Source organism: Thauera sp. DNT-1 (assembly GCF_055393985.1).
Window position 1 is genome coordinate 1,051,251 of record NZ_AP043752.1, and the last position, 15,694, is coordinate 1,066,944.

Annotated in this window: 8 protein-coding genes; 2 read left to right on the forward strand and 6 right to left on the reverse strand. The window is 69.5% G+C overall.

From position 1 onward, the window contains the following. Positions 1 to 118: 118 nt before the first annotated feature. The 4 genes from ACZ5PP_RS04965 to ACZ5PP_RS04980 are packed head-to-tail and all read right to left on the reverse strand — an operon-like array spanning position 119 to position 6,402. Complete coding sequence (locus ACZ5PP_RS04965; protein ID WP_464826818.1) at positions 119 to 1,693, reverse strand: protein adenylyltransferase SelO; 1,575 nt, start codon at positions 1,691 to 1,693, stop codon at positions 119 to 121. Between the two features lie 49 nt (positions 1,694 to 1,742). Then, positions 1,743 to 3,215 (reverse strand): ABC transporter permease, encoded by a 1,473-nt coding sequence (locus ACZ5PP_RS04970; protein ID WP_464826819.1) that lies wholly within the window; start codon positions 3,213 to 3,215, stop codon positions 1,743 to 1,745. Next, positions 3,212 to 4,189: an ABC transporter permease gene (locus ACZ5PP_RS04975; protein WP_273421673.1), complete on the reverse strand. Its 978-nt coding sequence runs from the start codon at positions 4,187 to 4,189 to the stop codon at positions 3,212 to 3,214. The genes ACZ5PP_RS04970 and ACZ5PP_RS04975 overlap by 4 nt, the downstream gene beginning before the upstream one ends. After that, a complete protein-coding gene (locus ACZ5PP_RS04980; RefSeq protein WP_441351343.1) occupies positions 4,189 to 6,402 on the reverse strand; it encodes an ABC transporter substrate-binding protein in 2,214 nt (737 codons plus the stop codon). The genes ACZ5PP_RS04975 and ACZ5PP_RS04980 overlap by 1 nt, the downstream gene beginning before the upstream one ends. 342 nt (positions 6,403 to 6,744) lie before the next feature. Here ACZ5PP_RS04980 and fabI point away from each other — a divergent pair, with 342 nt between their 5' ends. Continuing rightward, positions 6,745 to 7,542, forward strand: coding sequence for an enoyl-ACP reductase FabI (gene fabI, locus ACZ5PP_RS04985; RefSeq protein WP_004318356.1), 798 nt, complete (start codon positions 6,745 to 6,747; stop codon positions 7,540 to 7,542). Positions 7,543 to 7,701: 159 nt separating this feature from the next. Here the strand turns inward: fabI and ACZ5PP_RS04990 are convergent, their stop codons facing one another. After that, entirely contained in the window at positions 7,702 to 9,597 is a 1,896-nt protein-coding gene (locus ACZ5PP_RS04990; protein WP_004318358.1) for a SurA N-terminal domain-containing protein, read from the reverse strand. 151 nt (positions 9,598 to 9,748) lie between these two features. Here ACZ5PP_RS04990 and ACZ5PP_RS04995 point away from each other — a divergent pair, with 151 nt between their 5' ends. Continuing rightward, complete coding sequence (locus tag ACZ5PP_RS04995; protein WP_464826820.1) at positions 9,749 to 13,030, forward strand: EAL domain-containing protein; 3,282 nt, start codon at positions 9,749 to 9,751, stop codon at positions 13,028 to 13,030. Positions 13,031 to 13,108: 78 nt separating this feature from the next. On the opposite strand, the gene clpB is transcribed toward ACZ5PP_RS04995, so the two are convergent. Then, on the reverse strand, positions 13,109 to 15,691 hold the full coding sequence (gene clpB, locus ACZ5PP_RS05000) for an ATP-dependent chaperone ClpB (RefSeq protein WP_464826821.1): 2,583 nt from the start codon (positions 15,689 to 15,691) through the stop codon (positions 13,109 to 13,111). Between the last annotated feature and the right edge of the window lie 3 nt (positions 15,692 to 15,694).

A 15,694-nucleotide genomic window follows, 5' to 3' on the forward strand; every position in this document is an offset into this window, starting at 1 on the left:
GATCGACGGAGCGCTACGCCGAAAGGACTACCCTCGCCTCAAGGGGCCCTCGGGAAGCGGCGAACCCGGATGGCGCAGGCACGCCCGGCGACGACCACGCGCGATGTCGCCTGCACGTTCAGGAACTGCAGGAGAGCATGGAGCAGCCGGGGCGATCGCGCGCCCAGTCCGGCCGGCGCGCCGCGAAGCGCTCGCGCCCGGGCTGCTCGTCGTAGGGTCGGCGCAGCACCTCGAGCAGGGCCTCGAGCTCGCTCATGTCCCCACCCTCCGCGGCGTCGATCGCCTGCTGGGCCAGGTAGTTGCGCGGCACGTAGAGCGGATTGACGCGGTTCATCTCCGCCCGTCGCGCCGCGGCCAGCCGACCGTCGCCGAGCACGCGCGCGCCATGCGCTCGCAACCAGGCGAGCAGCTCCGCCTCCACCGCGGCGCGGCGCGTGGGGTCGTAGAAGGCCTCGGCGAGCGGCTCCAGCGTGGGCGCCGCCGGATCGACGTCGGCGAGGCGGCGGAAGAACAGGCTCATGTCCACCTCGCCTGCCGCGAGCAGGCGGTGCAGGCGCTCGAGCAGGCCGTCGTCGCCCTCCTCGCCACCACGCCATTCGGCGAGGCCGAGCTTGGCGCGCATCATGTCGCGATAGCTCGAATCATGGACGTCCGCGTACGCGGCGAGCGCGCGCTCCAGCGGCTCGACCTCGCGCACCACCGGATAGATCGCGTTGGCGAGCTGCCACAGGTTCCAATGCGCGATGAACGGCTGGTTGCCGAAGCGGTAGCGGCGCCCGCCGGCGTCGGTGGTATTGGGCGTCCAGTCGGGGTCGAAGTCGTCGACCCAGCCGTAGGGGCCGTAATCGATGGTGAGGCCGAGGATGGACATGTTGTCTGTGTTCATGACCCCATGCACGAAGCCCACCCGCATCCAGTGCGCGACCAGCACCGCGGTGCGCCGGCAGACCTCGTCGAACCAACGGATGCGCCGCGCCGCCGCATCGGGCTCGGCGGCGAGTTCGGGGAAATCGCGCGCGATGGTGAAGTCGATCAGGCGCTCGAGCAGCGCCTCCTCGCCGCGCGAGGCGAAGATCTCGAAGTTGCCGAAGCGGATGAAGGACGGCGCCACCCGGCACACCACCGCGCCCGGCTCGGGTCGGGGATTGCCGTCGTAGAGCATGTCGCGCACCACGGTCTCGCCGGTTCCCACCAGGCTCAACGCGCGCGTGGTCGGTACGCCCAGGTGGTGCATCGCCTCGCTGCACAGGAACTCGCGCAGCGAGGAGCGCAGCACCGCGCGGCCGTCGGCGAAACGCGAATACGGCGTCGGCCCGGCGCCCTTGAGCTGCAGCTCCCAGCGTTCGCCACGCGCATTGATCGACTCGCCGAGCGTGATCGCGCGCCCGTCACCGAGCTGCCCCGCCCAGTTGCCGAACTGGTGGCCGCCGTAGCAGGCGGCGTAGGGCTCCATGCCGGGCAGCAGGCCGTTCCCGCCGAAGACGCGGGCGAACTCGGCGCTGCGCACGTCGGCCTCCTCCAGGCCCAGGATGTGCGCCACCTCGCGCGACCACGCCAGCAGGCGCGGCGCCCGCACCGGCGTCGGCATCACGCGCGAGTAGCAGGCGCCATGGACCGGACGGACGTGGTTATCCGCTTCGGGATCGGCGGGCAGTTCGCGCACGAAGCGGTTGTCGAAGCGAAGCGCTCTCATCGGGACATCCTCGTCATGGTCGGCCCGGCGGGTGCGGGCCAGGGCGCGCTCAGGCGCGGCGCGGGTCGAAGGCGTCACGCACCACGTCGGCGAACAGGTTGGCGGCGAGCACGAGCACGAACATGAACACGAAGGCCGCCGCCAACGACCACCAGACCATCGGCTCGCGCGCGAGTTCGGCACGCGCCATGTTGATCATGGTGCCGAAGCTGATCGTCGACGGGTCGACGCCGATGCCGACGTAGGACAGCACCGCCTCGGCCAGCACCAGCCCGGAGAAGTCCATCACCAGCGCGATCAGCACGATATGCATCAGGTTGGGCAGGATGTGGCGGCGCAGGATCGCCGGGGTGCGCACCCCGAAGGCGCGCGCCGCCTGCACGTACTCGAGCTCGCGCAGCTTGAGCGTCTCGCCGCGCAACAGGCGCGCCAGCCCCGTCCAGCTGGTGATGCCGAGGATGAAGCACAGTGCCAGCAGGCGCGCATCCGAGCGCTCGGCTGCGGTGTCGAACCAGTGCGGATTCGTGTCGATGACGACCTGCATCATCAGCACCGCGGCGGCGATCAACAGCACTCCGGGGATCGCGTTGAGCACGGTGTATACGTACTGCACGGCATCGTCCACCCAGCCGCCAAGGTAACCCGCGGCGATGCCGAGCGCGACCGCGAAGGGCATCATCACCAGCGTCGTCAGGGTGCCGATCACCAGCGCCGTGCGCACGCTCTTGAGCGCCAGGTAGAGCACGTCCTGCCCGACCTTGTCGGTGCCGAGCACGTGGTAGAGCGGCGCCAGCTCCACGCACACCCCCACCACCGCGAGCAGCACCGCCAGCGTCACCAGCGCCGCGCGCCAGGCCAGCACGGTGTGTCCGGCCAGCAAGGCCGCGGCCACCTCGCCCCAGCGCAGCCCGCTGCCGCGCCATACCAGGCTGGCGAGCACGACGAAGGCGAGCAGCCACGCGAGCGCCGCCTGCGCGAGCGCCTTCGCCAGCCGCAGCGCGAGGTCGCCCGCCCGCGCCGGGCCCGGGTCGGCGCCGAGGTGGGCCGCGCCGTGGGCGAGACGCGGATAGTCGCGCACCTGGCCGCCGTCGGCGGTCTCCATCGTCTCGCGCTGGTACAGCGTCCACGCGAAGGGCGCGGAATAGGTCTTCTCGGTGCGCAGGCGCAGCGGCGCGAGCAGGGCGTCGAGCGCCGACAGCACCTCGGTGGAAACGACCGGAGCCGCCGGTGCTGCTCCGCTTGCCGGCCCGCCCCCATCCGCCCCCGCCACGCGCTCCAGCGCCGGCAGCAGCGGCCGGTAGTGCAGGCTGTCGACCAGGCCCACGACGAGGAAGGCCAGCAACACGGTGGCCGCCGCCATCCCGGTCGGTCGCCTCCCCACCTTGCGCCAGGCCGCGCGCAGCGGCGCCTGCGCACGCGCGCGCATGCCCGCCAGCAGCGCCAGCGCGACGAGCAGGAAGAGCAACGCGTCGGTCCACAGCAGCACCGGCTGGAAGCCCAAGATCACGCTCGATGCGCTCATTGCAGCCTCACCCGCGGATCGGCCAGGGTGTAGGACAGGTCGGTGAGGATCAAGCCGACGATGTACAGCACCGAGCCGATGAACACCATCGCCCGCACCACCGCGAAGTCCTGCGCGTTGATCGCGTCGATCGTGTAGCTGCCCAGGCCGGGAATCGCGAAAAAGGACTCCACCAGCAGGCTGCCCATGAAGAGCAGCGGGATCACCACCACCACCCCGGTCAGGATCGGGATCAGCGCATTGCGCAGCACATGGCGGAACAGCACCGCGAGCTCCGACAGCCCCTTCGCGCGCGCGGTGCGCACGTAGTCCTTCGAGATCTCCTCGAGGAAGATCGTGCGGTACCACCGCGCCGAAGAGCCGATGCCGGCCACCACGCTGATCAGCACCGGCAGGACCAGGAAGCGCGCTGCATCCAGCCCGGGCGCGTAGCCCGAGATCGGCACCAATGCCCACAGCTTGGACACCAGCCACTGGCCGCCGATGATGTAGAACAGGCTGGAGATCGACATCATCGCCACGCACAGCACCACGCCCCAGAAATCCAGCCAGGTGGCGCGGAAGAACACCAGCAGCAGCGCGAAGCTGATCGACACCACGAGGCTGAGCACGAAGGTCGGCAGCGCGATCGCCAGCGAGGGCCCCATGCGCTCGCGGATCTCCTGGCCGATGTCGCGGCCGTCGTCGGCGCGGCCGAACTCGAGCGCGAACATGCGCAGCGACTTGTCGAAGAAGAGGGTCTCGGTGAAGCGCGCGCTGCCGCTCGCGGCGTCGTTGATGAACATCGGCTTGTCGTAGCCGCGCTCGACCTTCCAGCGCTCGATGGCCTCGGGCGTGGCGCGCTTGACGCCGATGTGCATGCGCGCCATGTCGTCGGGCGAGTTCACCACGAAGAAGAGCACGAAGGTGAGCAGGTTCACCCCGATCAGGATCGGCACCGCGTAGAGCAGGCGGCGCAGCAGGTAGGCCGGCATCAGCGCCCTCCTCGCGCGCCGGACCCGGCCGCGCCCGGCGCCGCGGTCGCGGTCTCGCGCCGGCGCCAGTGGATCGCCGCCGGCGCCACCAGCGCGGCGAGCAGCGCCGCCACCAGCAGCAGCGGCCAGGTCACCGGCGCGTTCCACTCCGTGCGCGCAGCGGCACGGCGCTCGAGGTCGATGCGCTGGTACTTCATGGTGTTGCGCACCATGGCCCCGGTCTTGCGGTTGAGCACCCAGCCATGCTGCAGCGAATACGACATCGGGTGGAAGGCGAAGATCCACGGCGCGTCGTGCTGCAGCATCGCCACCATGCGGTCGATGATCTGCTGGCGCGCGGGGCCGTCGGGCATGGCCTTCATGCGCTCGAACAGCCCATCGTATTCCGGGTTCTCGTAGTTGGCCGCGTTCTGGCCGTTGAACTTCACCTTGCCCTGCGGGCCGTGGAGCAGGAAGAGCAGGTTCTCCGGATCGGGGTAGTCTGCGTTCCAGCCGAAGAAGAAGAGCTGTGCGTTACCCTGGCGGATCTTGTCCTGGAAGCGATTGAAGTCGGTCGGCCGCACGACGAACTGCACGCCCAGCGCGCGGAACTTCTTCGCCAGCCAGTCGGAGCGCGCCTTGTCGCCCAGCCCGCCGGGCGTGGTGTCGAGGTGGATCACCAGCGGCTCGCCGGTCTGCGCATCGCGTCCATTTGGCCAGCCGGCCTCGGCGAGCAGGCGGCGCGCCTCGTCGACCCCACGGCGCACGGGACGGCCGTCCGCCTCGCTGCCCTGCCACTCGTACACCACCGGGTTCATCCCCGCCCGTCCCGCGCGCGCGCCGAAGATGCCCGGCGGCAAGGGGCTCATGCCGGGCAGGCCGCGGCCGTTGAGGAAGATCGACACGAACTCCTCCATGTCGAGCGCGATCGAGATCGCCTGGCGCAGCTTGCGCGCGCGCTCCTTCTCCGCCTTCGAGGCGCCGCCGCCCACGAGCGGGTCGAGCATGTTGAAGCCGAGGTAGAAGATCGACGGCGACACCGAGGTGAGCAGGCGGATGCCCTTGTCGCGCATGTCGTCCGAGAGCGTCACCTCGCCCTGGCTGGTGAGACTGACGGCCTGGTCGAAGTTGTCCGAAGACACGCCCGAGGCGTCGTAATAGCCTTGCAGGAACTTGTTCCAGTATGGGATGCCCTCGCGCTCGCGCGAGAACACCACCTTGTCGATGAATGGCATGGGCTTGCCGCAGTCGCCGAGCAACCCGGCCTCGGCATCGCCGGACTCGCCCGCGCAGGGATAGGCGTCGCCGCGGTAGTTCGGATTGCGCGCAAGCACCATGCGCGCGTTGGGGTTGTTCTCGACCAGCATGTACGGCCCGGTGCCCACCGGCCACCAGTCCAGCGTCAGGTTGCGCTCGGCCATGCCGGGCTGGGCGAAGAAGCGGTCCACCTCGCGCGGCACCGGGCTGAAGAAGGGCATCGAAAGCCAATACAGGAACTGCGGATAGGCGCCCTGCAGGGTGATGCGCAAGGTGTGGCGGTCCACCACCTCCACGCCGGGCAGCGCGAAGCGGTCGAGATCCAGCCAGCCGGGCGGATCGTCCTTCGCCGCGGCACCGCTCGCCCCGCCTTCCTTGGTTGCCGCAACCAGCCCGGCCTGCAGCTCCTGGAGCCCGGGCAGATACTCCGCCATGAGCTCGAAGATCGGCGAGTGCAGGCGCGGATGGGCGAGACGCTTGATCTGATAGACGTAGTCGCGCGCCTCGAGCTCGCGCGTGCCGGTCGCGGCGAAGTCGCCGAGACCCCGCACTGCGCGCAGGTCGGCCTCGCCAAGGCCGAGATAGCGCGGGCTGCCATCCTCATCGAGGGCGAAGGCCGGGTGGGGCTGGTACAGGATGCCCGGGCGGATACGCACCTCGACCACGGTACGCACCACCTTGGCCGGGTCGGCGTTCGCGGGCAGCTCGCGGCCGCCAGCGTCGAGCCGGCGCAGGCTCGGCATGGCCTCGGCGGTGGCGGGCTCGAGCACATAGGGGCGCTTCAGGTAGTGGTACTGCAGCGGCGGCTCGACGATCTGGTACAGGAAGCTCGCCTCGTCCTCGCTGTAGGACTGCACCGGATCGAGATGCTTGGGGCGCTCGGTGAAGGCGGTGTACAGGATGTGTTCCCCGCGCTCGGCCACCGGATAGGGGTCGTTCCACACCGGGCCGCAGGCCGCGAGTGCCAGGCAGGCGATCAACAGCGCAGCCGCGGAACGTAACGACGCACCCGCCCTGCGCGGGTGCGCAGGGCGGATCGGGCCGGGGCGGCCGGGGGTCCGGAGAGGGCAGGAGAACCGGCGCACGGGCACGCGGAAGCTTCGATGAAAGCGCGGATTCTGGCAGGTTTCGCACGCGCTTGCGATCTGCACACGGCCTCGGACCCGCAGCCGTGACCCGCCCGCCTCGACGAAACATGGCCTGCCCTACCGGCTCCGTCGCCTCCTTCCATCCCCCCGCGCGGGCGAAAGTCCCGTCCGTCGAAGGGTTTTGACGGTTTTTCGCTATAATCCCCGTCTTGTCATTCGGAGTCATTTCTCATGGGCTTTCTCGCCGGCAAACGAATCCTCATCACCGGTCTGCTCAGCAACCGTTCGATTGCCTACGGCATCGCCAAGGCCATGCACCGTGAAGGCGCCGAGCTCGCCTTCACCTACCAGAACGACCGCTTCAAGGACCGCGTCGCCAAGCTGGCGGCCGACTTCGGCAGCAGCCTGATCTTCCCGCTCGACGTTCAGGACGACGCGCAGATCACCGGCCTGTTCGAGCAGCTCGGGCAGCACTGGGACGGCCTCGACGCGCTGGTGCATTCGATCGCGTTCGCCCCCGGCGAGGCACTCGAGGGCGATTTCCTCGACGGCCTCACCCGCGAGGCCTTCCGCATCTCGCAGGAGGTCAGCACCTACAGCTTCCCGGCGCTGGTCAAGGCCGCGCGCCCGATGATGCAGGGCCGCAACGCCAGCGTGCTGACCCTGTCCTACCTGGGTGCCGTGCGCACCATGCCCAACTACAACATCATGGGTCTCGCCAAGGCCAGCCTGGAAGCCTCGGTGCGCTACCTCGCCGTCACCCTCGGCCCGGAAGGCATCCGCGCCAACGCGATCTCCGCCGGCCCGATCAAGACGCTCGCGGCCTCGGGCATCGGCAGCTTCGGCAAGCTGCTCGCCTTCAACGAGCACAACGCCCCGCTGCGCCGCAACGTGACCATCGAGGAAGTGGGTAACGCCGCCGCCTTCATGTGCTCGGACCTGGCCAGCGGCATCACCGGCGAGGTCATGTACGTGGATGGCGGCTTCAACACCACCGCGCTCGGCAACGCGCTGCCGCTGCCGCAGTAAGGATATCGCGGCGGACGGCGCTGCGCGGCAGCCGCCGCATCCGCCTGCCGAGCCTCGGCGGACGGCACAAAAAAGCCCGGTTTCGACACCGGGCTTTTTGTTTCCATGCTGCCCTCGCCGCACGGGCGAGTGGCGGAGCATGCGGGGATCCGCTGGGAATCAGCGCGGCTCGACCTGCAGTGCCGTCGGGTTGATCGTGACCTCGTAGCGCTGGCGCAGCTCGCTCAGGAAGGCGCCGAAGTCGCGCCCGGCCAGGAGCTGCTTGTACTGTCCCGTAACCGCGGCGACGCGCGGGTCCGCGTCGCCGATCTGCGCGCGCTCGACCGCCTCGATGCGGTACAGCACGTAGTCGCCCTCGGTCGACTGCACGCCGACGTGCACCGGGAGCGTCTCGGCCGACGCCGAGAACACCGCCTGCATGGCCGCCGCCGGCAGCCCGGGGGCACCACGCTGCAGCTTGCGCGCCTCGCCCCAGCGGGCTGCGGGCTGCTCGCCCCTGCGCAGCGCGGCCAGCATCTCCTCGCCCGCACGGGTGGCCTTCACCCGGCCCTGCTCGATGCGGACGAGTTCGACGATGCGCTCGCGGACCTCGTCGAGCGGCAGCCGGCGCGCCGGCTCGAAGGCCTTGACCCGCGCCGACACCAGGGTGCCGTTGCCGATCTCGATGGCCTCGGTGTTGCGGCTTTTCTGCACCGCCTCGTCGCCGAACAGGGCCGAGATCACGCGCTCGTCGGCGAGCGGCGCCGGGGCGGAGTCGCGGCTGATCCAGTCGGTGGTGGCGGTCTTGAGGCCGAGCGCCTCGGCCGCGGGCTGCAGGCTGTCGGGCTGCTCGTACACCGTGTTGGAGAACTGCTCGGCCAGCTCCGCGAAACGACGACCGGCCTCCTGGGCGCGCAGCTCGGCGAGGATCTCCGCGCGCACGGCCTCGAAGGGCTTGACCGAGGAAGGCTTGATGTCGGTGACCTCGACGATGTGCACGCCGAAGTCGCTGCGCACCGGCTCGCCGATCACGCCTTTCTGCAGACCGAACACCGCGTCCTCGAAGGCGCCGACCATCACGCCGCGGGCGAAGAAACCGAGATCGCCGCCGTTGCCGGCCGAGCCCGGATCCTGCGACTTCTCCTTCGCGAGGGCGGCGAAGCGCGCGGGATCGGCGCGCAGTTGCTCGACGAGCGCTCGCGCCTCGGCCATCACGCGATCGACCTCGGCCTGCTCGGCGCCTTGGTCGAGGGCGAGCAGGATGTGACGAGCCTGGCGCTCCTCGGGCACGCCGAAGCGCTGCGGATTGCCGTCGTAGAAGGCGCGCACCGCGTCGTCCGCGACCTCGACGCCACGCTCGACCGCCGCGCGGTCGAAGACCAGGTATTCGGCCTGCAGCCGCGCCGGGCGCTCGAAGCGCGTCGGGTTGGCCTCGTAGTAGGCGCTGACCTGCGCGTCGTCCACCTTGACGTCGGCCGCCAGGGCCTTCGCCGAGAGGCGGAACTCGCGCACGCTGCGCGACTCCAGCTGGGCGTCGAGGAAGCGCCGCGCCGATGCCTGGGGAACGATGCCGGCGTCGCCGACCGCCGCGACGATCTGCTGCACCCGCACGTCCTGCGCCAGGCGCGCCTCGAAAGTCGCGGGTGTCATGCCCTGGGCACGCAGCAGGGTCTCGTAGCGCTGCAGCGAGAAGCTGCCGTTTTCCTGGAAGGAGGCCACGCCGGCGATGGTCTCCTGCAGTTGCTGCGGCGTCACCACGAGACGGTTCTCGGCGGCGTAGAGCGCGAGCACGCGCTGGTTGATCAGGTTCTCGAGCACGGCTCGCCGCAGTTCGGCCGACTGCAGCAGCGCACGGTCGACCTGGCCCCCGCCGTCCTGCCGCAGGCGGTCCTGCTGCTCGCGCAGGGCCTGGTCGAACTCCCATGCGCCTATGGTGGTGCCGCCGACACGCGCGGCCTCGTTCGCCGAACCCGAGTCGCTGAAGTAGGCGTCCATGCCGAAGAAGGCGAAGGGGACGATCAGGAGCGCCAGGATCACCTGGGCGACGCGTTTATTGTTGCGAACAGCCTCGAACATCTCGTATTCCGTGGAAAGGACAGAAAAATGCAGCCGTGTGGCAGGATCCCGGCGCGAAAAGTTCCGCAGTTTAGCGCATCGGTCCGGCTTCGGGTCCGCGGCATGCCATCCGTCACAGCGCGCAGGGAACGGCGCTCAATATACTGCGCGGATGCGCGCAAGCCCTCTCCCCGCAGTCGTCCTCGCCCTGGCCTATTGGGCGGTCGGCTATCCCGCCCTCCATCTCGCCATCCCACCGGGCTACACCGCCCCCTTCTTTCCACCGGCCGGTATCGCACTCGCCGCGCTGTTCGTGTTCGGACTGCGCCTGTGGCCTGCGGTGTTCGCAGGGTCGGCCCTGATCCAGCTCGCCACCGCCTGGCCGCTGCTCGGCAGCGCAGGCTGGAATCCGCTCGGTCCGCTCGCCGTCCCGGTAGGCGCCACCCTGCAGGCGGTGGTCGGCGTCCTGCTCGCGCGCCGGCTGCTCGCGCCCGGCGACACGCTCGACACGACCGGCTCGGTGATGCGCTTCCTCGGCATCTGCATGCCGCTGAGCGGGCTGGTGTGCTCGACGATCGGCGTCTCCGCCCTGGTCTGGGCGGCGGTGATCCCGGCATCCGACGCGCTTTTCAACTGGTGGACCTGGTGGACCGGCGACACCCTGGGCATGCTCGTCGCCGCCCCGCTCACCCTGGTGTTCATTGGTCGCCCGACGCAGGACTGGCGCCAGCGCAGACTCGGCGTCGCGCTGCCGATGTCGATCGCGCTCGTGCTGCTCGCCCTCGCCTACCGGCAGGTGGTGAGCTGGGAGGATTCGCGCGTGCGGGCGCAGTTCGAGCGCGACAGCGTCCATCTCTCCGCCCTGCTGCAGAAGCGCCTCGAAGAACAGGTCGACATGGTGCGTTCGATCGAGCGCCTGCTGCTCGCGAGCGACCAGGTCTCGCGCGCCGATTTCCACGAGTTCGTCGCACCCTGGATGCGACTGCACCCGGGCACGCGCAGCTTCACCTGGAACCCTTACGTAAGACACGCTGAGCGCGCGGCATTCGAAGAGGGGATCCGGAGCGACTACCGGGTCGATTACCGCATCCTCGACCGCGATCCCGCCGGACAAACTTCGCCTGCTACCGAGCGTCGCGAGTATTTCCCGGTCACGCACGTCGAGCCCGAAGAGGGCAACCACGCCGTGCTCGGCATGGATCCACTGTCCTTCCCGGTCGCGGGCGAGGCGATCGAACGCGCGCTGGCCACCGGCCAGCCAGCGGCCAGCGCGCGCATGCGCCTGGTGCAGGAGCACGGGGAGCAGCATGCCGTGGTGCTCTATCAAGCCGTTTTCGCCTCCTCGCCGCCTGCACCGGTCCGCGCCCCGCTCGGAGTCGTGTCCGCGGCACTGGGCATGGACGACCTGCTCGCAGCCGTTTCACGCCAGGCTGCGGCGCAGGGCATCGCGGTGCGACTCTCCGACCGCGACGCCGGGCCCGAGTCGGCGCTGCTTGCCGGCGACGATCGCGGACAGGAGTCGGTCTGGCCGGAAGAGATCCTGGCGCGCACCACGAGCATCGATTTCGCCGGTCGTCGATGGGAGCTGCACACCCGCGCCCTGCCCCGCTACATCGAACAGCTGCGCAGCTGGGCCGCGTGGGGCACGATCGCGGTCGGCGTCCTCACCAGCGCAATGCTCGGCGCGCTCCTGCTCATCACCACCGGCAACCGTCGCCGCATCCAGGCGCTGGTCGAACACCGCACCGCCGAGCTCCAGGCCGCGAGCGTACGCTTGCATGAAAACCGCGCCGCACTGATCGACGCCCAGCGCATCGCCCGCCTCGGCAGCTGGGAGACCCTCTGCGCACGCGACGGGCTGCACGCCTCGGACGAGCTCCACCTGCTGCTCGACAGCACGGCAGGCGACCTGAACTCGCTCGCCGACCTGATCGACGCGATCGCCCCCGCCAGCCGCGCGGCCCTGACCGACGCGCTCGAGCGCGCCGCCACGGAGCCGGGCCGGATCATGCTCGACTGCAACACCGACAGCCTGCCGATGCGCACGCTGCAGTTCCGCATCGAGGGCGAGCATGTGGGCGGCCGCCTCCGGCGTATCCGCGGTACCGCGCAGGACGTCACCGCGCTGCGCGAGGCCGAAGCCCGCATCCGCTACCTGGCTCGCTTCGACCCGCTCACCGGGCTGCTCAACCGCAGCGCCTGGCAGGACCACGCCCAGGACGTGCTGCGGCACGCCGCGCGCCATGACGACCGCTGCGCCGTGCTGTTCCTCGACCTCGACGACTTCAAGACGGTCAATGACTCGCTCGGCCACGCCGCCGGCGATCGCCTGCTCGCCCAGGTGGCCTGCCGCCTCGGCGGCTGCGTACGCGCGGAAGACCTGGTCGCCCGCATCGGCGGCGACGAGTTCGTGATCCTGTTGTCGCGCCTCGCGCACGCCGAAGAGCCGGCGCGCGTTGCCGAGCGCGTGCTCGATGCGCTCGCCCGCCCGCTGCAGATCGACAGCCAGCCGCTGCGCGTCGGCGCGAGCATCGGAATCGCCCTCTACCCCGCCGACGGTGGCGAGATCGATACGCTGCTCAAGCACGCCGACACTGCGATGTACGAGGCCAAGGAGTCCGGCCGCAACGCCTACCGCTTCTTCCTGCCCGAGATGACCCAGCGCGTGACCCGCCGACTGCAGACCGAGGCCGAACTGCGCAAGGCGATCGAGAGCGGCGATCTGCGCCTGCACTACCAGCCTCAGATCGACGCGGCGAGCGGCCGGGTGTACGGCTGCGAGGCCTTGGTGCGGTGGCAACATCCCGAGCGGGGTCTGCTCCCGCCCGACCGCTTCGTCCCTTTCGCCGAACAGAGCGGCCTGATCGTGCCGCTCGGGGAATGGGTGCTGCGCGAAGCCTGCCTGCAGCAGGTGCGCTGGCGCGACGCCGGCCTGCCGCCGCTCGACGTGGCGGTAAACATCTCGGCGCTGCAGTTCCGCCGGCGCGACTTCGTCGCCACGGTGGCGCGCGTGCTGGGCGAGACGGGCGCCGATCCGGCGCGGATCGAGCTGGAGATCACCGAGAGCGCGCTGATGGACGCGACGCCCGAGCTGGTGGCGAGCTTCGACCAGCTCGTGGCGCTCGGACTGACGCTGGCCCTGGATGATTTCGGCACCGGCTACTCCAGCCTGTCCTACCTCAAGCGCCTGCCGCTGCGCCGCCTGAAGATCGACCGCTCCTTCGTCGACGGCCTGCCGGACAATCCGGAAGACGTCGCGATCACCTCGGCCACCCTGTCGCTCGCCCGCGACCTCGGCATGGAGGTGGTCGCCGAGGGCGTGGAAACCGAGGAGCAGCGCGGCTACCTCTGCAAGCGGGGTTGCCGCGCGATGCAGGGTTACCTGTTCTCGCGGCCGCTGGGGGTAGAGGAGTTCGGCACATGGTTCGAGGAACGGGCGGCGGCGATCGCATGACGCCGATCGCCGCGCTTCGCCACGGGCCGGCAGGCACGAGACGAAGCGCGATCGGGGCGCGGCTTTGCGCGCCGCGCCTCAGTCGGCGCGCCGGAACAGCAGTTGCCCGCCCTCGACATCCACCCGGATGCAGTCCTTGGCGGCGAAGCGACCTTCGAGGATCGCCTTCGCGAGCGGGTTCTCGATGCGCTCCTGGATCGCCCGCTTCAAGGGCCGTGCGCCAAACACCGGGTCGAAGCCGGCAGTCGCGAGCTCGGCGAGCGCCGCATCGCTGATCTCCATGCCCATTTCCAGCCGCGCCAGGCGCTTCTCGAGGTACTGCAACTGAATCTTCGCGATGCCGGCGATGTGCTTTTCATCCAGCGCGTGGAACACCACCACCTCGTCGATGCGGTTGATGAACTCCGGACGGAAGTAGGTCTTCACTTCCGCCATCACCGCGAGCTTGATCACCCCGTAGTCGTCTCCCGCCATGGCCTGGATCATCTGGCTGCCGAGGTTGGAGGTCATCACGATCACGGTGTTCTTGAAGTCCACCGTGCGGCCCTGGCCGTCCGTCATGCGACCGTCGTCGAGCACCTGCAGCAGCACGTTGAACACGTCCGGATGCGCCTTCTCGACCTCGTCGAAGAGGATCACGCTATAGGGCTTGCGCCGCACCTGCTCGGTCAGGTAGCCGCCTTCCTCGTAGCCGACGTAGCCCGGGGGCGCACCGATCAGGCGCGCCACCGAGTGCTTCTCCATGAACTCGCTCATGTCGATGCGGATCAGGTGTTCCTCGGAATCGAACAGGAAGTTCGCCAGCGTCTTGCACAGCTCGGTCTTGCCCACCCCGGTGGGGCCGAGGAAGAGGAAGGAGCCGTAGGGACGGTTCTCGTCCGACAGGCCCGCGCGCGAGCGCCGGATGGCGTCGGCCACCAGGCGCACCGCCTCGTCCTGGCCGACCACGCGCTCGTGCAGCTTGTCCTCCATCTTCAGGAGCTTCTCGCGCTCGCCCTGCATCATCTTGCTCACCGGGATGCCGGTGGCGCGCGATACGACCTCGGCGATCTCCTCGGCGCCCACCTCGGTGCGCAGCAGCTTGTTGGGCGCGGCATTCTGGCCCGCCTGCTCGGCCATCCTGAGCTGGCCCTCGAGCTGCGGCAGCTTGCCGTACTGCAGCTCGGCGACCTTGTCGAGCTGGCCCTTCCGTTGGTACTCGGCCATCTGCGCGCGCAGCGCGTCGATCTCCTCCTTGATGTGGGCCGAGCCGGCGACCTTGGCCTTCTCCGCCTTCCACACCTCTTCCAGGTCGTTGTACTCGCGCTGCAGCTTGGCGAGCTCGTCCTCGATCAGTTGCAGGCGCTTGAGCGAAGCCTCGTCCTTCTCCTTCTTCACCGCCTCGCGCTCGATCTTGAGCTGGATCATGCGACGGTCGAGCTTGTCCATGACCTCGGGCTTGGAGTCGATCTCCATCTTGATGCGCGCCGCGGCCTCGTCGATCAGGTCGATCGCCTTGTCGGGCAGGAAGCGGTCGGTGATATAGCGGTGCGACAGTTCGGCCGCGGCGACGATGGCCGGGTCGGTGATGTCGACGCCGTGGTGGATCTCGTACTTCTCCTGCAGGCCGCGCAGGATGGCGATGGTCGCCTCGACCGAAGGCTCCTCGACGAGCACCTTCTGGAAGCGGCGCTCGAGCGCCGCGTCCTTCTCGATGTACTTGCGGTATTCGTCGAGCGTGGTGGCGCCGATGCAGTGCAACTCGCCGCGTGCGAGCGCGGGCTTGAGCATGTTGCCGGCATCGATCGCGCCCTCGGCCTTGCCGGCGCCCACCATGGTGTGGAGCTCGTCGATGAACACGATGATGCGCCCCTCTTCCTGGGCGATCTCCTTGAGCACCGCCTTCAGGCGCTCCTCGAACTCGCCGCGGTATTTGGCGCCGGCGAGCAGCGCCGCCATGTCGAGCGAGAGCACGCGCTTGCCCTTGAGCGTCTCGGGCACCTCGTCATTGACGATGCGCTGCGCCAGGCCCTCGACGATCGCGGTCTTGCCCACGCCCGGCTCGCCGATCAGCACCGGGTTGTTCTTGGTGCGGCGCTGCAGGATCTGGATGGCGCGGCGGATCTCGTCGTCACGACCGATCACCGGGTCGAGCTTGCCGCTTCGTGCGCGCTCGGTGAGGTCGAGACAGTACTTCGACAGCGATTCGCGCTGGCCTTCGGCGTCCTGGCTGCCCACGTTGGCGCCGCCGCGCACCGCCTCGATCGCGGCCTCGAGCGCCTTGCGCGCCAGGCCGTTCTCCTTGAGCAGGCGGCCGGCCTCGCCCTTGTCGTCCGCGAGCGCGAGCAGGAACATCTCGCTGGCGATGAACTGGTCGCCGCGTTTCTGCGCTTCACGGTCGGTGACGTTGAGCAGGTTGTTGAGGTCGCGCCCGATGCTGACCTCGCCGCCGTGCCCTTCCACCTTGGGCAGGCGGCCGACGGCCTTGGCGACCGCATTCTTGAGCGGCGGGACATTGACCCCGGCGCGCTGCAGCAGCGACACACTGCCGCCGTCGTCCTGCTCGAGCAGGGCCTGCAGCACGTGCAGCGGCTCGATGAACTGCTGGTCGTTGCCCACGGCGATGCTCTGCGCATCGGCGAGGGCCTGCTGGAACTTGGTGGTGAGCTTGTCGAAACGCATGGA